General features: G+C 69.7%; 17 protein-coding genes. 5 read left to right on the forward strand and 12 right to left on the reverse strand.

Annotated elements, in window-relative coordinates:
* Positions 1-19: 19 nt before the first annotated feature.
* From HP507_RS10810 to HP507_RS10825, 4 genes are read left to right on the forward strand one after another with little or no spacing between them, the layout of a single operon-like run.
* Entirely contained in the window at positions 20-661 is a 642-nt protein-coding gene (locus HP507_RS10810) for a sugar transferase (RefSeq protein WP_175351795.1), read from the forward strand.
* Positions 658-1,923, forward strand: coding sequence for a glycosyltransferase family 4 protein (locus HP507_RS10815; protein WP_175351796.1), 1,266 nt, complete (start codon positions 658-660; stop codon positions 1,921-1,923). Before HP507_RS10810 ends, HP507_RS10815 begins: the two co-directional genes overlap by 4 nt.
* Before the next feature lie 28 nt (positions 1,924-1,951).
* A complete protein-coding gene (locus HP507_RS10820) occupies positions 1,952-3,082 on the forward strand; it encodes a glycosyltransferase (protein ID WP_175351797.1) in 1,131 nt (376 codons plus the stop codon).
* A complete protein-coding gene (locus HP507_RS10825) occupies positions 3,079-4,548 on the forward strand; it encodes an O-antigen polymerase (protein ID WP_175351798.1) in 1,470 nt (489 codons plus the stop codon). The genes HP507_RS10820 and HP507_RS10825 overlap by 4 nt, the downstream gene beginning before the upstream one ends.
* Positions 4,549-5,007: 459 nt before the next feature.
* On the opposite strand, the gene HP507_RS10830 is transcribed toward HP507_RS10825, so the two are convergent.
* The 6 genes from HP507_RS10830 to HP507_RS10855 form a co-directional block, all read right to left on the reverse strand.
* Positions 5,008-6,273 carry a lipopolysaccharide biosynthesis protein gene (locus HP507_RS10830; RefSeq protein ID WP_175351799.1) on the reverse strand — a complete coding sequence of 422 codons (1,266 nt, stop codon included), beginning with the start codon at positions 6,271-6,273 and terminating at the stop codon, positions 5,008-5,010.
* A gap of 72 nt (positions 6,274-6,345) precedes the next feature.
* The gene (locus HP507_RS10835) at positions 6,346-7,527 is read right to left on the reverse strand and encodes a glycosyltransferase (RefSeq protein WP_175351800.1); all 1,182 of its coding nucleotides are present in this window, start codon (positions 7,525-7,527) and stop codon (positions 6,346-6,348) included.
* 41 nt (positions 7,528-7,568) lie between these two features.
* Positions 7,569-8,873 (reverse strand): nucleotide sugar dehydrogenase, encoded by a 1,305-nt coding sequence (locus HP507_RS10840; protein ID WP_175351801.1) that lies wholly within the window; start codon positions 8,871-8,873, stop codon positions 7,569-7,571.
* Positions 8,874-8,933: 60 nt separating this feature from the next.
* Positions 8,934-9,941 (reverse strand): Gfo/Idh/MocA family protein, encoded by a 1,008-nt coding sequence (locus HP507_RS10845; protein WP_175351802.1) that lies wholly within the window; start codon positions 9,939-9,941, stop codon positions 8,934-8,936.
* On the reverse strand, positions 9,938-11,059 hold the full coding sequence (locus tag HP507_RS10850; RefSeq protein ID WP_175351803.1) for a DegT/DnrJ/EryC1/StrS family aminotransferase: 1,122 nt from the start codon (positions 11,057-11,059) through the stop codon (positions 9,938-9,940). The genes HP507_RS10845 and HP507_RS10850 overlap by 4 nt, the downstream gene beginning before the upstream one ends.
* On the reverse strand, positions 11,056-11,679 hold the full coding sequence (locus HP507_RS10855) for an acyltransferase (RefSeq protein ID WP_175351804.1): 624 nt from the start codon (positions 11,677-11,679) through the stop codon (positions 11,056-11,058). The genes HP507_RS10850 and HP507_RS10855 overlap by 4 nt, the downstream gene beginning before the upstream one ends.
* Before the next feature lie 117 nt (positions 11,680-11,796).
* Between HP507_RS10855 and HP507_RS10860 the strand changes: the two genes are divergently transcribed.
* Complete coding sequence (locus HP507_RS10860) at positions 11,797-12,705, forward strand: ankyrin repeat domain-containing protein (protein WP_175351805.1); 909 nt, start codon at positions 11,797-11,799, stop codon at positions 12,703-12,705.
* Positions 12,706-12,769: 64 nt separating this feature from the next.
* Here the strand turns inward: HP507_RS10860 and HP507_RS10865 are convergent, their stop codons facing one another.
* From HP507_RS10865 to HP507_RS10890, 6 genes are read right to left on the reverse strand one after another with little or no spacing between them, the layout of a single operon-like run.
* Positions 12,770-13,954, reverse strand: a complete 1,185-nt coding sequence (locus tag HP507_RS10865; protein WP_175351837.1) for a glycoside hydrolase family 1 protein — start codon at positions 13,952-13,954, stop codon at positions 12,770-12,772.
* Positions 13,955-13,965: 11 nt separating this feature from the next.
* Complete coding sequence (locus HP507_RS10870; RefSeq protein WP_175351806.1) at positions 13,966-14,835, reverse strand: alpha/beta fold hydrolase; 870 nt, start codon at positions 14,833-14,835, stop codon at positions 13,966-13,968.
* The gene (locus tag HP507_RS10875) at positions 14,832-16,619 is read right to left on the reverse strand and encodes an ABC transporter ATP-binding protein (RefSeq protein ID WP_254701060.1); all 1,788 of its coding nucleotides are present in this window, start codon (positions 16,617-16,619) and stop codon (positions 14,832-14,834) included. Before HP507_RS10875 ends, HP507_RS10870 begins: the two co-directional genes overlap by 4 nt.
* A complete protein-coding gene (locus HP507_RS10880; RefSeq protein WP_175351807.1) occupies positions 16,616-17,551 on the reverse strand; it encodes an ABC transporter permease in 936 nt (311 codons plus the stop codon). Before HP507_RS10880 ends, HP507_RS10875 begins: the two co-directional genes overlap by 4 nt.
* Positions 17,548-18,528: an ABC transporter permease gene (locus HP507_RS10885; protein WP_175351808.1), complete on the reverse strand. Its 981-nt coding sequence runs from the start codon at positions 18,526-18,528 to the stop codon at positions 17,548-17,550. The genes HP507_RS10880 and HP507_RS10885 overlap by 4 nt, the downstream gene beginning before the upstream one ends.
* Positions 18,525-20,276, reverse strand: a complete 1,752-nt coding sequence (locus HP507_RS10890; protein ID WP_217508701.1) for an ABC transporter substrate-binding protein — start codon at positions 20,274-20,276, stop codon at positions 18,525-18,527. Before HP507_RS10890 ends, HP507_RS10885 begins: the two co-directional genes overlap by 4 nt.
* Positions 20,277-20,378: the final 102 nt, after the last annotated feature.

Here is a 20,378-nt window from a genome sequence, read left to right on the forward strand (position 1 = left end):
CGAGAACAGGAGTCACCCGATGCAGACCACCATCCCGCGGAGCACACTCCGCACCAAGCGCGTCCTCGACGTCGTCGGTGCCGCACTCGGCCTCGTGCTCACCGCACCGCTCCTGCTGGTCATCGCGCTACTTGTCGCAGTCGGTCTCGGGCGCCCGGTCATCTTTCGGCAGGAGCGCCCCGGGCTGCACGGCGAGGTCTTCACCATCCTGAAGTTCCGCACCATGCGCGAGGTCGACGAGGCCAAGGGGCAGGTGACGGACGCGCAGCGCCTCACCCGATTCGGGAAGTTCCTGCGCTCGACGAGCATCGACGAACTCCCCAGCCTGTGGAACATCCTCCGCGGCGACATGAGCATCGTGGGCCCGCGTCCGAGTCTCGTTCGCTACCTCGAGCTCTACACCCCTGAGGAGTCCCGCCGGCACGATGTGCGACCGGGCCTCACCGGGCTCGCACAGGTCCGCGGACGCAATGCGCTGCCCTGGCCGGAGCGTCTCCGCTCGGACGTCGAGTACGTCGACTCCCTCTCGATCGGGCTCGACCTCCGCATCCTCCTCCGCACGGTCGTGGTCGTCCTCAGTCGAGAGGGGATCAACGCCCCGGGACACGTCAGCTCGGACGTATTCACCGGCACCGAAGCGATGAGTGGGAGCCACGCATGAAGACCGTGTGGATCGTGAACCACTACGCCCACCACCGTGCACGCGACGGGCGTGCGACGCGCCACGAGTACCTGGCCGAAGCCCTGGTGGCGAACGGCTGGCGCACCATCGTGATCGCAGCGGGCACCGACCACCCGACGGGCCGCTCGCACCTGAACGGCCGCAAGCTAACGGAGCAGTGGAACGGCGAGGGCTACGGCTTCCTGTGGCTCCGCGGGGTCGACTACCGCGGTGCGGGGATGGGCCGGGCAGTTCGCCGCATCGCTGACATCCTCCTGTTCACGATCCTCCTGCTGCTCCCCGGCACGGTTCGGCGGCTTCCCCGCCCGGACGTGATCATCGGCGGTTCGTTCCACCCACTCGCCGCTTGGGGGGCTTCCGTCCTCGCGAGACGGCTCGGCGTCCCGTTCGTGTTCGAGCCGCGGGACCTCTGGCCGGAGTCGGCCGTGGGCCTTGCCGGCCTGACCGAGCGTCATCCGGCGATCCGCGTCCTCCGTGTCCTCGAGCGCACCATCGTGGCGCGGGCGGCGCACATCGTCTCCCCGCTCGACGGCGTCGGCCGCTACTACGCGGACCGCGGGTACACCGGGGACTTCACGTGGGTGCCGAACGGCGTCGCGGTCGACCAGCTCGCCGAGGACCAGGCGGAGCCCGATGTGACGGTGTCCGACAACGAGGGATTCACCATCACCTACATCGGCTCCATGGGCCCGGCGAACGCCCTCGAATCCGTCATCGACGCCTTCGAGGTGGCGACCTCTCGAGCCGCAGAACGCTGCCTCGGTCCGCTCTCGCTCCGTATGGTCGGGGACGGTTCGGACGTGACGGCGCTTCGTGAACGCGCGTCGCGCCTCCAGTCCGCCGCTTCGATCACGTGGGACGGCCGCGTCTCGCAGGCTCAGGCACGCATGATCGGCCGTCAGGCCGGTTGCCTCGTCGTGAACATGCACGACCTGCCGCTGTACCGACACGGGGTCTCGATGAACAAGCAGTACGAGTACATGCTGCTGGCCCGTCCGTTGCTCGTCGGCGCTCCGGTCGCTCTCGAGCCCGTCGTGGCTTCCCGGAGCGGCGTGCACGTCGGCGCCGATGACGTGGACGCCCTCGCCGAGGGGATGCTCGCCCTCGCGGCGATGCCCGCTGCGGAACGCGACGCCATGGGCGCCCGCGGGCGCGCGCACGTCCTCCGACACCACGATTACCGCAACCTGGCGGCCGTCCTCGCCGACGCACTCGACTCCACGCTCTCCGCCGTCCGCTGAGACCGCGCCCACCCGAAGGGAACCGACCATGCAGCTCGACATCGTCCACGTCTCGTCAGCCCACCCCTGGGTCGACAACCGCGTGCACCTGCGCGAGGCCGCTGCCGCGGCTGCTGCCGGGTACCGCGTCCGTCTCATCGCCGTCGAGAGCGAGCTGACCGCCCCGGCCACGGGCGTGGACGTCGTGCTGATCCCTCGGCGCCGGCGCGTGCGACGCATGGTGCTGTCCACCGCGCAGGCACTCCTGCTCGCACTCCGATCGCGGGCGCGGGTCGTGCACCTCCACGACCCGGAGCTGATCTGGACCATCCCGGTCCTGCGTCTCGCCGGGCGGACCGTGGTCTACGACGCACACGAGGACCTCCCTGACCAGGTCTGGGGCAAGGACTACCTGTCACACCGGCAGCGCGCCGTCTTCGCCGCACTGTCGCACGTGCTGCTCCGCATCGCTGGGACGGCGAACCGCGTCGTCGCCGCGACCGCGTGGACCGGCCGCAGGTTCCCGGCCGCGCGTACCCTCGCGATCCACAACTTCCCCCTCGCGCGTCCGGAAGACGCATCACAGCGCGACCTGGAGGCACGCCCCGCCGTGGTCGCGCACGTCGGCCTCTTGAGCAAGGACCGTGGCATCGACGTCATCAGCGCGGTCGGCGACGAGGCTGCGTTCCCCGACGACTGGCGGATCGAGATGGTCGGGTCGATCGACAGCGCGACCTCGACGGATCGGCTGCGTACAGCGGAGGCGAACGGCCGCGTGCGACACCGCGGCGTCGTCGGTCCGATGGAGGCGCGTGATCTGCTCCTCGACGCACGGATCGGTGTCGTGCCGTTCCGCCGCACCCCCGTCACCGACCAGATCTTCCCGACCAAGCTGTTCGAGTACCTCGCCGCGGGGCTCGCCGTCATCGCCACCGACGTTCCGCTCTGGCGCCGTCTGCTCGAGGGCGTCGAGTGTGTCACCTTCGTCCCTGCCGACGATCCCGCGGCGATCGCTGCGGCGGTCCGACGATACGCTGACGACCCAGAGCTGCTGCGCGTGCACGGGGCCGAAGCGCGCCGAGCCGCAGAGCGGTTCACCTGGGCGCCGGAAGCAGCGCGTCTCGTCGCGATGTACGACGAGCTGCTGCCGGGCGTGCGTCACGAGGACGGTGCACGGTGAGCGCGGTCATCACTCCAGGCTCGGCGCGGTCGATCGACGGACTCGCGCTGCTCCGCCCGGTCCGGACCGTCGCGGTCGTCCTCGGCCTCGTTTCGACGCTCGCACTGACGACGAACTGGATCTCCCAGCACCTCGTCGCCCCGCTGTTCTCCTACAGCGGCTTCACGTACGTGCCGGCCGACCCGCAGTCGATCCTGCTCGCCGTGCTCATGACGACCGGCGTCGCGCTGAGCCTGCCAGGCCGCATCACTCGGCCGTCCCATGTCGTCCTGTGGACGCTGTTCGTCGTGTGCGTGAGCCCGACGATGCTCATGAGCGTTTCGACGGGGTACCTCGACGCTCGGACCGCACTCCTCCTGACGGCCGCTGTCGGAAGCTCCTTCGCGCTGGTCTGCCTCGGAGTCCCCCGCTCCGCCGTCCGGACGCCGAAGAGTGCTGACGCGAGCGACACGCTCACCCTGGGCCGGTTCACGGTGACCCGGAGCCCGCTGACGTGGACGGTCTGCACCGTCTACTCTCTCCTCACGTACGGCATCATGGCTGCGACTGTGGGCGTCCACGTGCGCTTCCTCGCGCTCGACGACATCTACGACGTACGCGCCGACTACACCGCTGACGTCGGGACCGGCGGCACACTCGGCTACCTCCTCACCGGCCAGGCGTACGTGGTGAACCCGCTCATCCTCGCGCGCGGACTGTTCCGTCGCCGGCCGTCGCTGATCGTCCTCGCGATCGTCGGACAGTTCCTGCTGTACTCGAGCACCGGGTTCAAGGCCGTGCTCTTCTCGTTCATCGCGGTGCTCGGCATGGCGGTGCTCTTCCGAGGTCGAGCGGTCCGCAGCTCGCTCCCGTTCCTCATCGCGCCGCTCACCATCATGGTGGTGTCGGCCGCTGCGGACGAACTGCAGGGTGGGATCACCTGGACCTCCGTGTTCACTCGCCGGTTCATGCTCACTCCGGGGCTGCTCACGTCCGTCTACACGGACTACTTCAGCCAGAACCCGGTCGCGATGTACGGCTACTCGTTCCTCGACACCTGGGTCGACTACCCGTACGATCTCCCGCCGCCCAAGCGGATCGCGGACTACCTGATGCCGGGATCGACGGGCTACGCGAACGCCAACCTGTTCGCCGACGGCTTCGCGAACTTCGGCTGGATCGGCATCTTCGTCGCGGCCGGTGCGCTGTTCGTCTGGCTGCGCTGCGTCGACATCGCGACCCGGGGCCTCCCGATGCGTGTCGCAGCCATGGCCCTCGTGATGCCGAGCATCATGCTGTCGAACACATCGATCTTCACCGCGATGCTCTCGCACGGCCTGCTGTTGGGCACGCTCGTCCTGCTGATCGCGCCGCGGACCGGGTGGGAACGCCGCGGCGTCGTGAAGAGCCGCACGGACGCGGAGACGCCGCACGTCCGTCGCCTTACCGACCTGCGCCGCCACGGGAAGCGTGCGCGGAGCGTCTGATCCGCGGTCCCCCGATCCCGGCAGCCCAGGGGCGGCCGCACGAAGCGTCTCTCGTCACGTGGGCGGGCGCAGCTTCGATGTTGCGACCGCCCTGCGGACGCGGCTGATCGGCTGCTTTCCGAATGTGACCCCGCAGGGATGCGGGCAACGCGCAAGCCGCCCGGGACGTGCCTCGGCCATCGCGATTATCCAGCGTCGCGTCGCGGTCGGAGGGTCACGCAGGCGGTCGCGCGTCGGAGTGCACTCACGTGGCCACCTGTGCGCGATGAGCCGCCACGTCAGCGAGGCGGTGACGTCCAGTCGGTCGCCGGCGTGCGTCAGGAACCACGCATAGCCGCCCGGAATGCGGACGGCCGCGAATGGCCTACCACCGAGTCCCACGATGCGGACGCGGTAGCAGCGACTCGACGTGCCCAGTCGATCGGATCCGCTCCCGTCGGCGACGACCAGCGGCGGCGTTCACACGGAAAGCGTCTCCTGCGCGCCGGCGGGGATGTCCGAGGCTGCCGGGGTGGCGCGCCGCACTGCGGTGAACACCAGTACCAGGACAGTGCCGTAGGCGAGGATCATCGCGGCTGCGAGCGCCGTCACGGCGACCATCGGTTCGTAGCTGACGAGTGTCGCAAGCAACACGGAGCCCGACGTCAGGACGAGACGCCCGACGTCCCAGCCGAGTTGCAACGTCTGCCGACCGAGCAGTGACAGCAGCTGTGTCACTGGCGAGGCGACGACCTGCAACGCGAAAGCCGGTGCGAGCACTTGGGCGTACTTCCCCGCGTCGGCCCACTGTTCACCGAACACGGTGGTGAACGTGGGCGGTGCGAGTCCGACGACGAGGAGCGCCGCGACCAGCGCGCCGAGTGCAGATCGTACGACCGTCCGGCGAACGAGCGTCGCCAGTGGCGCCCCGGTACGGATCCGGTGCCCCATCGCACCGGCCGACCACTGCGCCACCGCATCGGCGATCATCCCCACGGGAGCGCCGAGTACCCGCATCGTGAGTGCGACGAACCCGGCCGCGGTGCTTCCGAGGGACATCGCCAGGATGATGCTCGGTGCCTGCTGGCCGAGCACGTTCACCGCGGCGGACCATGGAGTCACGAGCAGGAAGCGACGGTGGTCCCGAAGCGTCGTCGCGAGCCGGACCGAGTGTTCCTCCGGCACCGGCCGCGACGCCCCTCGAACGAGACCGAGCACTCCGGCCAAGCGTCCGGCCAGGAGGCCGCCCAGGAGACCGATCGGACCGAGCGGGGCGAGCAGGACGTTGCACAGCGACTGCGAAGCGCCCTGCAGGCCGTTCCGGACCGCGATCGATCGGTAGCGACGCTGTCGGGTGATCGCGGCCGAGAAGATCCGTTGCAGGCTGATGGCGAACGAGGTGGACGGGAAGAGCCACCAGAGCTCGCCGAGCGACGGCGCCGCGAAGAGATCGGCGAGCCACGCTCGGCCGGCCCAGACGACGACGCCCATCAACAGGGCGATCAAGGCGGCGCCCGTAGCGCCGACCCTGATCAGATGCCGGACCGCACCGCTCGTCCGAGCGACGATCACCGCACGGTCGACTCCGAACGTCGCGAAGGCTCCGACGACCGACGACACCGCGGTCAGTACCGCGAGCGCTCCGAAGTCCGACGGACCGTACATCCGCGTCAGGAGCGGTGAGATGGCGATGACGAGGCCTTGGCCGCTGACCGTGCCGATGAGGATCGTGCCCACGGCGGGCATGCGTCGTCTCTGCCGAGTCCCCTCGCCCATACGGATGCCCTCCAGCACTGTCCTCAAGCCAAAATAAGAATATCACATTCTAGTAGTATTCCGGAAGACAGCCGGGTCGGGCAGGCCGAGCACGCGGTACACAGCGACGAGTCGTCGCTGCTCGTACTCCCAGCGAAACCGTTCACGGACCGCGGCCCGACCTGCCGTCGCGTGTTGGTCGAGGAGCACCGGGTCGCTTGCGTACGACCGGAGCGCACGCGTGATCGCCTCCGGGTCTCCCGGCGGCACCCAGGTGACGCATTCCACACCCGAGAGCAACCGTCGCCAGAACGGGATGTCCGTCGCGATGACCGCGAGCCCCGCAGCCATGTACTCGAACAGCTTGGTCGGGATGGATGTCGAGTAGGCCGGTGTCGGCAGCAGCGGAACGAGACCGACGCGGCAGTCGAGCAGGAGGTCCCGCGCGGCACCGGGATCGAGCACGCCCCGATGGTCGACGGCACCCCGGTCGACCAACGCGTCGAACCGTTGCCGATCAACGGCGCCGTCGATGGGCCCGGCCGTCACCAGGTCCCACCCCGGAGCCTGCGCCCGGCTCGCAGCGACGGCGCACAGCACCTCGAGCCCGCGGTCACGGCTCATCGCGCCGAGGTACACCGCGCGCATCGCACGCGCACCGACGTCGGCAGCCGTGTCGTCACCGATGCGGATCCGTGGCAGGTTGCGCACCACGGTGGTCCGACGCGGGTCGAAACGACGTGCGATGTCCGGAGTCGCGGCGACGACGACAGACGCACGTCCCGCGAGGATGACTGCACCCCATGCAAGCAGACGGAAGAGCGAGCGTGCGACCGGGCGGAGGTACTCCTTGCCGAGGACCTGGGCGGGAAGGTCCTCATGCGCGTCGTACACCACCTTGCGCCCGAGGAGCGCGAGCAGCGGAAGGGCCCAGAGGAGTTCTGGGTCGTGCAAGTGCACGACCCGTGCTCGCGATGAGATCGCCCCATGGATCGCCTCGGCAGTGGACACGCTCATTCGAGCGATCCGCCTTCGCCGACGGAGCCGACGGACGTACACCCCCGTCACCGGGTCCGGATCGGACCAGTCTCCGTCACTCACGTCCTCGGTCGAGACGGCGACGAGCGCAGTGCGGTAGCCGAACGCGGCTGCGGTCGCGGCGGCTCGGAGGTGTACTCGGTTGTCCGTCCACGGGTGCGCGCTCGACACGTGGACGATGTCGAAGGGCCGGGGTTTGCAGTGCATGTACCGACGCTATGCACCGCGAGCCCCGGCCCTGAAGTTGTTCACATGTTGCATTCCGCCGGTGCGCCGATCGCGACCACGGTGCAGGTGGGCCAACGCGACGCATCGAGGATGCGACGGCCGTCCACCACGGTCCGTACGCCGGGCAGGTCACCTTCGTGCGCCTGGGCGTACTCGGCGTGGTCCGCTTGGACGACCGCCGCGTCGACGGGGTCCCCCGCCCGGGCCGCGGTGAACCCCAGCTGCTCGAGCTCCTCCGCGGAGTACATCGGATCCGAGACGGTCACGAGCGCACCGCGGGAACGGAGGGCCTCGACCGTGCCGAACACGCCCGAGAACGCGGTTTCCTTCACACCGCCTCGGTACGCCGCTCCCAGCACGACGACCCGCTGACCGCGGAGGTCGCCGTGCAGCCGCTCGAGCAGGTCGACGGCGTGCGCGGGCATCGCGGCATTCCGGCTCCGCGCAGCCCGGACAACCGTCGCGTCGGGGTCGTTCCACAGGTAGAGCTGGGGGTAGACGGGGATGCAGTGCCCTCCGACGGCGATGCCGGGCTGGTGGATGTGGCTGTAGGGCTGGGAGTTGCACGCTTCGATGACCTTGGCGACGTCGATGCCGGACGTGCCCGCGAACACCGCGAACTCGTTGGCAAGCGCGATGTTCACGTCTCGGTAGGTCGTCTCGGCCAGCTTCGCCATCTCAGCCGCTTCTGCGGTGCCGAGGTCCCACACCCCGTTCGGCCTCGGGAGGTCGGGGCGCTCGTCGAACTGGAGCACGGACTCGTAGAAGCCGCGCGCGAGCTCGGAGCCCCGTGCGGAGAGCGCACCGATGAGCTTCGGGTACCGACGGAGGTCCGCGAACACCCGGCCCGTGAGCACGCGCTCCGGCGAGAACGCGACGTGGAAGTCACGCCCTTCGACGAGACCGGAACCCGCCTCGAGACGAGGAGCCCACCGGTCGCGGGTGGTGCCGACGGGAAGGGTGGTCTCGTACGCGACAAGAGTTCCGGGGCGCAGGTGCGCCGCGATCGCGTCGGTGGCAGAGTCCATCCACCCGAAGTCCGGCGTGCCGTCCTGCCCGACGAACAGCGGGACGACCACCACGACCACGTCCGCTGAGGGGATGGCGTCGGACGCATCGATCGTCGCACGGAGGCGACCTGCGGGCACGACCTCGCCAAGTCCGGCAGCCAGGTCGTGCTCGCCGGGAAACGGCTCGATCGCCGCGTTGACCGACTCGACGACGGCCGGGGCCACGTCGAGTCCGATCACGTTGGCGCCCGAGCGGGCGTACTGCACGGCGAGGGGAAGACCGATCTTGCCGAGTCCGACGACGACGACGTTCATGATGTGCTGCTCTCTCCGGCGCAGGGGCCGGCGGGTTGACGGGTACGGGTACGGGTACGTTCAGTGGGTGGGTGTCGCGAGTGCGACCGAGGTGCGCGTCTGCGCCGAGCGGATCACCGCGTCGGCGACCGCGACCGTGCGCATGCCGTCGGCGAGGGTGACGATGTCGGTGCCGCGGCCGAGGACGGCGTCGCGGAAGGCCTCGTGCTCGACGAGGAGCGGCTCGCGCTTCGGGATGGCGAACCGTGTGCTCGCGCCCTCGGCAACGCCGCGGAACGCAGCGACCTGGTCCCAGGTCGTGGCCACGGTGCCGTTCTCGTGGAAGGTGAGGTCGGCGTTGAGCGTGTCCGCGACGAACGCACCGCGCTCGCCGGTCACCACGAACAGACGCTCCTTGAACGGCGTGAGCCAGTTGACGAGGTGGGAGGTGACGGTGCCGTCGGCGAGCTGCCCCGTCACCGTGACGAGGTCCTCGTGGGGTCGACCGCTCTTCGTGCAGGCGAGTGCGCCGACGTGCACGAACGGCGACCGGGCGATCCACGCCGTCGCGTCGATGTCGTGCGTCGCGAGGTCCTTCACGACTCCGACGTCCGCGATCCGCGCCGGGAACGGGCCCTGCCGGCGGGTCGCGATCTGGAAGACCTCGCCGAGCTCACCCGCGTCGAGTCGCGTGCGGAGTGCCTGCAGAGCAGGGTTGTACCGCTCGATGTGTCCGACCGCACCGACGAGCCCTGCCGCGTCGAACGCCGACACGAGCCGCGCCGCTGCCGATTCGTCGACCGCGACCGGCTTCTCGATGAGTGCGTGGACGCCCGCCGCGGCGAGTTCGAGGCCCACCGACTCGTGGAAGGCGGTGGGCACTGCGACGACCGCGATGTCGATGCCGATCTCGAGGAGCTCCTGCACGGATCCGACGACGGGGACGCCGTTCGCCACACCGTGCTGGTCGCCCATCGCGTCCGCGAGAGCGACGAGTTCGACGCCCTCGACCGCGCGGAGCACGCGAGCGTGGTGCCGGCCCATCATCCCGAGACCGATCACTCCGGCTCGCAGCACGACCGCGTTCATCGTCCGGCTCCCGCGAGGGTGTTGACGCCCTCGACGATGCGGTCGAGCTGGGCGAGGGTGAGGGTGGGGTACACGGGCAGGGCGAGGACCTCGCCCGCGGCACGCTCCGTCTCGGGCAGGTCGAGCTCGAGTCCGAACGAGGGCAGGCGGTGCACCGGCGTCGGGTAGTAGACCCCGGACCCGACCGCGAACTCGGCACGGAGCGCCTCGGCGAAGCCGTCCCGGTCCTCGGGGACGCGGACGACGAACTGGTGGAACACGTGCTCCGCCGCCGCGTGCACCGTCGGCGTGACCACGCCACGGAGTTCACGGGTGAGGTACGCGGCGTTCGCCTGACGCTGCGCCGTCCAGCTGAGCACCTTGCCCAGCTGCACGCGACCGATCGCGGCGTGGATGTCGGACATGCGAGCGTTGAAGCCGATGACCTCGTTCGCGTATCGCTGCTCCATCCCCTGGTTCCGGAGCAGGCGGAGCGTCCGGTCGACCCCGGCAGAGGCCGTCGAGATCATCCCACCTTCGCCCGCCGTCATGTTCTTCGTCGGGTAGAGGCTGAACGCCGCAGCGTCGGACGTGCTGCCGACGCGAGCGCCGGCCCACCGGGCACCGTGCGCCTGCGCGGCGTCCTCGATCACGAGCAGCCCGTGCTCGGCGGCGATGGCCGACAGCGCGGTCATGTCCGCAGGGTGCCCGTAGAGGTGCACCGGCATGAGCGCGCGGGTGGCCGGGGTGACCGCCCGGCGGACGGCCGCGGGGTCCACGCAGTACGTGATCGGGTCGATGTCGACGAACACCGGCGTCGCGCCGACCAACCGCACGGCGTTCGCGGTCGCGGCGAAGGTGAAGGACGGGACGATGACCTCGTCCCCGGGGCCGACCCCGAGTGCGACGAGTGCCAGGTGCAGAGCGGCGGTCCCGCTGTTCACCGCGACGACCGGACGGCCGTCGACGAGGACGTCGCCGAACTCGTGCTCGAACGCCGCGACCTCGGGCCCCTGGGCGAGCCCCCCGCTGGCGAGGACGGCGTCGACCGCGCGGCGCTCGTCCTGCCCGATGAGCGGCTTGGCTGCGGGGATGAGCTCGAGCTCCGGGTGAGTGGTCTCGGTGGTCTGCGTGGTCATCGGGTCACCTCGATCTGGTCGCCGGCCTCGGTGAGCCGGAAGCGGTCGCCCGTGTCAGGGCAGGTCAGTGCGTCGCCGTCCATCCGGACGAGACGGGCGCCGGTTCGTCCGACCCAGCCGACCCGGCGGGCCGGGACGCCGGCGACGAGCGCGTGGTCCGGTACATCGCGGGTGACCACTGCACCGGCGGCGACCATCGCCCACCGGCCGATGCGCACCGGGGCGACACAGGTCGCGCCGGCACCGATCGAGGCGCCCTCTTCCACGATCACCGGAGCGGGCTTCCAGTCCGTGGTCCCCTTCACGGTGCCGTCCGGGTTGACGGCGCGTGGGACGTTGTCGTTGGTGAGGATCGCCCCGGGTCCGACGAAGACCCCGGCACCGATGACGGCGGGACCGTAGACGAGTGCGGCGTTCTGGATCTTGCATCGCCGCCCGACGGCGACGCCGGCGCCGATCGTGACGCCGCGACCGACGAGCGTCTCCGGGCCGACGACCGCGTCGGCTTCGACGTGCGAGCCGTCCCAGACGCGCACCCCGGCGGCGAGGGTGGCGCTCGATGCGACCACGGCCGCAGGCGACACGAAGGCGTCCTGGTTCGGTTTGGGATTCGAGGGCATGTGATGCTCCTGTCTGATCGCGGGTCATCCGCTGCCGTCTCAGATTACATATTGACGTTTGAAATATCAAGCGTTGGCATTACAACTGCAAGGGCAACGCTCCGCTAAGGTCGGACCGTGCGATGGAGTCGAGTGGGCTGGCCCGCAGTCGGGTACGTCTCACTCGAGGACGTCGACGGCTACCCCGAGCACCTCGCACGCCTGCTCTCGGACGCTCCGCCGACCGTGGCGGCACTGGCCTCGGTCACCTGGAGCGAAGCCCGCGTCCAGACCTGGCGCATCGAGGAGGTGCCCCGTCACGCGGACACCTCGGGTGCCGCCGCCACGCCGGTGCACACCGTCCACGCGGCGTTCGTCGTCCGCAACGACGAGGTCCTCGACACCCCGGACGGCCTCTGGAAGCGGTGGAACCACGCCCGGGTCACGCTGCGGTTCGACCGCGCGGTGCTCGACCCGCCGGACACCGAGCCCCTCGACCTGCTCGCCGGGGACGTCCACGTCTCCCGGGGCGAACTCGCTCACGTCGACGCGGACGTGTGGGAGCTCCGCCTGCTGCTCTCCCCCACCGGCGAGCTCGCCGTCCACTTCCGCGACGTGGTGATCGAGGTCCGTCCGGTCGACGAAGCGGACTGGTCCGGCCTGGAGGCACGCCCCGCCCACGGCTGGTACGGCCCGGTGCCGGACGGCTGGGTCGAGTGGGCCACACCCGCGGTCCGCGCGGCGGCTCACGGGGACGTCGGCGGGCTCTCGCTGGCGCTCGACGGCATCGGCACGGATCCGGCCGGGATCGACGAGATCGACCCGCGCTGGGGCTTCGCCCCGCTGCACGCCGCCGCCTGGTTCGACCGGCGCGGCACCACGGAGGCGCTCCTCGAGCGGGGCGCAGACGTCTCCGTCGAGGATTCGGAGGGTCGGACCGCGATGGACCTCGCGCGGGAGCGCGGGTCGCGGAAGGCGGAGGAGGTCCTGCTCGCCTGGTACGACGCTCCGGCGGCGACCGGCACGCCGGAGCGGCCGGAGGGTTGAGACGGAACGACCTGGAGGCGCGACCCGCGTCGATCACGCGGGTCGCGCCTCCAGGTCGGAGCGCTCAGACCGTGAGCGCGTTGGCGGCGGCGACCCGTCCGTACCAGCGCGCCGAGTCCTTCGGCGTGCGGGCGAACGTCACCGGGTCCCAGGAGACCAGGCCGAAGGTGGGCCGGAAACCGGACGCCCACTCGTAGTTGTCGAGCAGGGACCAGTGCTGGTACCCGAGGACCTCGATGCCGTCCTCGATGCAGGCGTGGATGCCTTCGAGGGCGCCCCGGGTGTAGGCGATGCGACGGATGTCGTCGGCGGTGGCGATGCCGTTCTCGGTGATCATCAGCGGGACGTGACCGGAGAGCTCCCACGCGCTGCGGAGTCCGTCGGCGGAGGCGCCCGGGTAGAACTCCCACCCGGTGAGGGTCGTCTCGACGTCGTCCGCGACCGGCAGCGGACCGTTCGGCCCGATGAAGGTCCGCGTGTACGCCTGCACGCCGAGGAAGTCGTCGCCGGCGGCCTGCTCGAGGTACCAGTCGTCACGCGGGTACCCGTAGGTCCTGAGCATCTCGTCGGCTCCGGGCTCCCCGTTCGACTTGAACGCCTGCGTGGCGATGGTCCAGCCGGACTGCAGCCCTGCGACCTGGGAGAGGACCTCGCGGGAGCGCTTGTGCGACGCGAGCAGGGCGTCGGCCACGCCGAGGTCCGGGTTCGGCAGCCCGTAGGCCACCAGGTTGGAGGCGTCCTCGCCGCCCGCGAGCATCGCCGCGATGTTCGGCTCGTTGATCGTGCAGACGTAGCGGACGCCGTCCTGGACGACGGGGAGCGCGAGTTCCGTGTAGCGGGCGAACAGATCGGCGGCGTCGGGGGCGCGCCAGAAGCCGTCGCGCTCGAACCAGCGCGGCACGGTGAAGTGCATGAGCGTGACGATCGGCTCGACGCCGAACTCGTGGCAGGTCTCGACCATGCGGCGGTAGTGGTCGATCTCCGCACGGCTGACGAATCCGCGCTCGGGCTCGATGCGGGCCCACTCGATGCTGAACCGGTACGAGTTCAGGCCGAGGTCGGCGGCGATGCGGATGTCCTCGCGGTACCGGTGGTAGCTGTCCGCGGCATCGCCCGAGGGCTCGACGATGGTGGTGTCCGGCTCGTGCTCGTGCACCCACCAGTTGCTGTTGACGTTGTTGCCCTCGATCTGGTGGGCGGCGGTGGCGGCGCCCCAGAGGAAGCCCTTCGGAAAGTCGAGCGTGGTGATGACAGGTCCTTTCAGTGCGCGTTCATGAACGCATCGAAGACGGCGAGCGTGCCGAGCGGGTTCTCGACCTGCGGGCCGTGGTAGCTCTCGGGGATGACCTCGTAGTCGGCACCGAGGCGCGACGCCATGTCCCGCTGCCACGGGATCGGCCAGGCGCCGTCCCAGACGCCGTGCGCCACGAGCGTCGGCAGCCCGGTGTCGCGCAGGGCCTCGGTGGTGTCGGTCGGGTCCTCGAGGATGGCTGCGCCGCCGAGGATGCTGAGCACGCTCGTGTGGTCGAACCGGAAGCGGGCGAACCGGGGGTCGTCGGGCAGCTCGTCGTCCGGGCGGCCGGCCCAGAGCGGGTTCTGCGCGTCGAAGAGCGCCCGGTTGGTGCGCGTCTCGGCGACGATGCCCTTCTCGGCGAACTTGCGGTTCGGCCAGCCGTACGGCCCGGAGCAGAACAGTGTGACGTCGCGGAAGGACGCCGGCGAGGCGATCGCGGCGGCGCGGACGATCACGCCGCCGAGCGAGTGTCCGATGAGGTGCACGGGGGCACCGTCGTCGAGGAGTCCGGCGACGCGGACCACGTCGGCGGCCTCCTGCTCGAGCGTGTACGCCCCGCGGCCGTCCGGCGCTGCCGAGTCGGCCTGCCCCCGGCGACTGATGGCCACCGCTGTCCAGCCGGCGTCGCGCAGGAGCGGCATGAACGTGCGCCAGTCCTCCTTCGAACCGGTGTACCCGGGGACGACGAGGACGATGCCCTTCGACGGACCGGAGGGAACGACGCGGTAGGCGGTGAGCCGTCCGACGGGCACGTCGATGCCGACGACGTCGACACCCGCCGGGGTGGGGAGGTGCCCGAAGGGAGGGACGGGAGCGAAGTCGTGGAGCGTGGTCACAGGCGTCCCTCCGCGAGTGCGCGCCGCGGGTTGGGCACGGCGTCGAGCAGGTCGATCGTGTACGGGTCCTGCGGGTTCTGCAGCACCTCGGCCGTGCGACCGCGCTCGACCACGGCGCCGTCGTGCAGCACCATGATGTCGTCCGTGATGAGCCGGGCGCTCAGCAGGTCGTGCGTGATGTAGAGCAGCGAGACGCCCCACTGCTCGCGCAGGTCCTCGAGGAGCGCGAGCACCCCGGCGCGGAGCGTGACGTCGAGCATCGAGACCGGCTCGTCGGCGATGATCACCTGCGGGTCCGACGCCAGCGCCCGGGCGATGACGACGCGCTGCCGCTGCCCGCCGGAGAGCTGGTGCGGGAGCTTCTGCGCGAACTGCTCCACCGGGGTGAGCCCCACGGTCTCGAGGAGCTCGAGCACACGACGGCGGGCGTCGCGGCCTCGCAGCCCGGTGTAGTTCACGACCGGACGGGTGAGGATGTACTCCACCGTGTGCAGCGGGTTGAGGGCCGCGTACGGGTCCTGGAACACCATCTGCACCGCGGAGCGCAGGTCCTTGAGCCCACGCCGGCCGAGCTTCGCCACGTCCGTGTCGCCGAACCGGACGGTCCCGGTGGTCGGCTTCTCGACGCCGGTGAGCATCTTCGCGATCGTCGACTTGCCCGAACCGGACTGGCCGACGAGGGCGAGCGACTGCCCGGGCTCGAGGGTGAACGACACGTCGCGGACCGCCTGGACCGGCTGCTCGCCACGACGAGGGGCCGGGTAGGTCTTCACGAGGTGGTCGACCACGATCGGGTTCTTCGCGGCGCTGCGCTCGCGGGATCCGACGGTGCTGAACGACGAGGTCGTCTCCTGGCGCTTCTCGCCCGCGGCGGCGCGCTCGGACCGGTCCGGGAACCCGGGCAGGCTCACGACCTCCGCGCGGGGGTCCGCGTAGTGCGACAGCAGCATCTTCGTGTACTCGTCCTGCGGGTCGCGCAGGATGTCCTTCGAGCCGCCGTCCTCGACGATGCGACCCTCGTGCATGACGAGCACGCGCTCGGTGGCCTCGAGGACGATGCCGAGGTCGTGGCTGATGAGGATCGCGGTGAAGCCCTCGGACCGCTGCAGCTCGATGATGGTGTCCATCACGGCGTGCTGCACGAGGACGTCGAGTGCGGTCGTCGGCTCGTCGAAGACCATGAGGCGCGGCTCGAGCGAGAGCGCCAGGGCGATCGACACGCGCTGCCGCATGCCGCCGGAGAGCTCCCCCGGGTAGCGCGCGAGCATCGTGGCGGGCAGCTTCACCTTCTCGATGAGCTCCTTCATCCGGGCGTCCCAGCGGTCGCGTGGCACGTGTCCGTGCGCCTTGAAGACGTCGATGAAGTGGTTCCGGATCGTCCGCACCGGGTTGAGCGCGTTCATGCCGGACTGCAGCACCATGGCGAAGCCGCCCTGTCGCTGCTGGCGGAGCTCCTCCTCGCCCAGGTCACGGATGTCGTGGCCGCCGAAGACGATGCTGCCGCCGTTCGTGCGCGCCGGCGGCTTCTGCAGCCGGGTGAGCGCGTAGCCGAGCGTCGACTTCCCGGAGCCGGACTCGCCGACCAGGCCGACGAACTCGCCCTTGCGGAGCTGGAAGGAGACGTGGTCGACGGCCTGGACGGCCGTCTGCCCGGCCGATTCGTACACGACCGACAGGTCGCGCACGTCGAGCAGGACGTCCTGGATGGCGTTCGTCGCGTCGGACGGGAGGCGCGTGGCGGCGCCGTCCCGCGCCTCCAGTCCGTCAGTGGTTGCGCCGCTCATGCGGTGGCCTCCTTGCGCTTGCGGCGCGCGCCCTCGCGCAGCCGCGGGTTGGACACGGCGTCGACGCCGAAGTTGATCAGGGTCAGGCTCATCGCCAGCAGGGCGATGCAGAGACCCGGGGCGAACAGCAGGATCCACTGGCCGGTGAGCAGCGCGTTCGAGTTCTGCGCCCAGTAGAGGATCGTGCCCCAGCTGACGATCGACGAGTCACCGAGTCCGAGGAACTCGAGGCCCGCCTCGGCCAGGATCGCGCTCGTGGCCGCTCCGAAGAACGAGCCGACGATGAGCGACGTCATGTTCGGCAGGATCTCCCGGAACACGATGCGGGTTGCACCGTCACCGGAGAACTGCGCGGCGGTCACGAAGTCGCGTCCGCGGAGCGACTGCGTCTGACTGCGGAGGACGCGTGCGCCCCACGCCCAGCCGGTGACCACGATGACCGCGATGATCACCGCGATGCCGCCGTTCTGCAGGTAGGCCGCGATGACGATCATGAGCGGCAGACCCGGGATGACGAGGAAGAGGTTCACGATGAACCCGATGACCTCGGCGATCCAGCCGCGGACGTAGCCCCAGCTGAGGCCGATCGCGACGGCGACCAGGGTGGACAGGAAGCCCGCGACGGCACCGACCAGCACCGAGATCCGAGCGCCGTAGATGATCTGGGAGAGGACGTCCTCGCCCGCGGCGGTCGTGCCCATCCAGTGTGCGGCGGTGGCGTCGGCGCTTCGGGGGAAGCCGTTCTGGCTCGCGCCGTACGGAGCGAGGAGCGGGGCTGCGATCGCGGTGATCACGAACACCGCGAGGATGATGATGCCGATCCGGGCCTTCGTGTTCGACCAGACGACGCCGAACTGGCGGGCGACGGAGCGCCACTTGGACGGCGCCGTCTGTTCTTGGGTGCGTACTGCGATGGTGGCGTTGTTCGTCATCGACGCGTCCTCGGGTCCAGGACGCCGTACAGGACGTCCACGATGAAGTTGGCGATGAGCACCGACACGGTGATCATCAGGAAGAGGGCCTGCATGAGCGGGTAGTCCTGCCCGATCACGGCGTTGAACAGCAGGTAGCCGATGCCGGGGTAGCCGAACACCTGCTCGACCAGGACCGACCCGCCGACCACGCCGCCGAGCGCCAGACCGAAGCCGGTCAGGTTCGGCAGGATCGCGTTCCGCGCCGCGTACCGGATCGCCACCGTGCGACCACGGAGACCGTTCGCCTCGGCGAAGGTCACGTAGTCGTCGCCGAGGGTGTTGATCATCGCGTTCCGCATGCCGATGATCCAGCCACCGAGACTCGTCACCAGGATCGTGACCGCCGGCAGGACCGCGTGCTGCAGGGCGTCCCCGAGGAACGCACCGCTCAGCCCCGGCGTCGACGTCGCCGAGTAGGCGCCCGTCGTGGGGAACCAGTGCAGGACGTAGCCGAGGAAGAACAGCAGGAGCAGCGCCGTCCAGAAGTACGGGAACGTCGACATGAAGGAGCCGCTCAGCGTCGGCAGGGAGTCGAGCCAGGTGCCGCGCTTCCACGCCGAAGCGACACCGATGAGCGTGCCGAGGACGAAGGCGAGGATCGTGACGAGTCCGACGAGGATCAGCGTGTACGGCAGCGCCTTCGACACGAGGTCGCCGACGGGTTGCGGGTAGAACGTGTAGCTCGTCCCGAAGTCGAGGGTGATGACCTGGTGCAGGTAGCTGACGTACTGGTCCCAGAGGTTGCCGGTCGGGACGCCGAGCTGCGCCTCGATGGCCTTCTTCGTGGCGTCGGTGACCGGTCCGTTCTGGCTGAGCTTCGCCAGGGCGGCGTCCGTCGGGCTGCCCGGCATGAGACGCGGGAGCACGAAGTTCAGCGTGACCGCGGCCCAGAGGGTCAGGACGAAGAGGACGAGTTTCTGGAGGATGTACTTCACTGGTTCGTCCCCTGTGTCTTCTGCTCTTCGAGGATCTTCTTGCCGGCGGCGCTGTCGCGGAGCCGGAGCTTCGAGAAGATCAGCAGCGGGGCCGAGTCGTAGTTCTGCGGTGCCATGTACGGGTCGTCCGCGCTGGGCCAGCCGACGAACTTGCTGGTGTTGAACAGACCCCAGAGCCCGCCGTAGTACATGCCGATGACCGGCAGGTCGTCGTACACGACCTCCTGCAGCTGGTCGAGGATCTCCTGCTGCCTCGCGGTGTCGGTCGTCGCCTTGTACTCGTCGAGGAGCTTCTGCGTGTCGGCGTTCCGGTACCGCTCGTAGTTGTTCACCGTCGACTTGCCGACCGGCTGGTAGAAGTCGCTCGACAGGAGACTGTTGAACGCCTGGTAGACGTCGCCGTTGCCCATGCCGCCCATCGCCATGTCGAACTGGCCGTTGTTGATGTTCTGCTGGTAGCCGGCGGGCTGCGGTGCCTGGATCGTGACCTTGATGCCGATCGCGGTCAGGTTCCGCTGGACCTCCTGTGCGGCGCGGAGCCAGTCGGAGTAGCCGTTCGCGGTCATGATCTTGATCTCGAGCTGCTTGCCGTCCTTGACGAGCTTGCCGCCCTGCGTCTCGTAGCCCGACTTCGCGAAGCTGGCCAGCGCCGCCTTGGTGTCCTGCGTCACGACGCCCTTGTCCGGGATGTCGTCGTTCACGTACCGCTCCTGGTTCGGCAGGATCAGCCCGGTCTGCGCCGCGGCCTTGAGGTTGCCCTCGGTCGCGGTCTCGGCGATGTCGTCGCGGTTCAGGGCGAGCGAGATGCCTCGTCGCACGTTGACGTCGTTGTACGGCGCCTTCGTGAGGTTCGGGATGAGGCCGATCACGCCGCCCGGCGGGAACCAGTACGTGTTGGTCTTCGAGGCGGCTCCCCACGTGCCCTCGACGTCGGAGATGAACGAGTACGCCCAGTCGTAGCCGCGCGTGACGGTGTCGAGCTGCGTGTTCGTCGCCGGCAGGATGAGGTGCTTGATGGCGATCTTGTCGGCCTGCCAGTACCGCTTGTTCTTGTCCATCGAGTACTGCTGGTCGGTGTAGTTGCCGAGCACGAACGGCCCGGTGCCGACCGGGTTCGGGTCGCGCCAGGTCGTCGGGTCCTTGACCCCGCCCCAGTGCTGCTCGCCGAGGATGTAGGTCTGCCCGATGATCGTGAGGCTCGGGACGTCCTCGGACTTCAGGTGGAAGACGACGTGATCGCCCTTGCGGTCGATCGTGTCGATGTGCTGCCAGGCGCCCTTGACGTCCATCGCGGGGAACTTCTTCAGCAGGTCGAACGTGAAGACGACGTCCTTCGCGGTGAAGGCCGAGCCGTCGGACCACTCGACACCGCTGCGGATCGTCATGTCGATCGTCTTCGCATCAGGCTGCGTCCACGAGCTCGCCAGCCAGGGGTTGCGCTTGCCGTCGAGGGGGTTCACCTCGATGAGCGGCTCGTACATCCACTTGCTCGCGGTGCGGGCGTTGGCGATGTAGGGGTTGAAGTTGCGGTCGAACAGCGGGTTGCCGTGGTCCGCGTTGATGAGCATCGTGTCCTTGCCGATGCTCGGGTCCGGTTGGGAACGGACCTGGATGCTGCAGCCGGTGGCCGCGAGGGCCACGACCGCGATGCCGGCGATGGCCGCGATGAGACGGCCACGCCGGCCCCGGCGGGTGCCGGGGGTGCGCGCGTCATCGTGCCCGCGCGTGCGCTGTGGGGGAAGCGTCATTGCTCGGTCGACCTCCGTGTCGAGTCGGTACGGAGACAATGTATGCGCTTACATCGCGTCGCGCAACCGCGTGCTTTGTTTCGCGGGGCGGCAGGCGCCATG

Source organism: Curtobacterium pusillum (genome assembly GCF_013359865.1).
Taxonomy (GTDB): Bacteria; Actinomycetota; Actinomycetes; order Actinomycetales; family Microbacteriaceae; genus Curtobacterium; species Curtobacterium pusillum.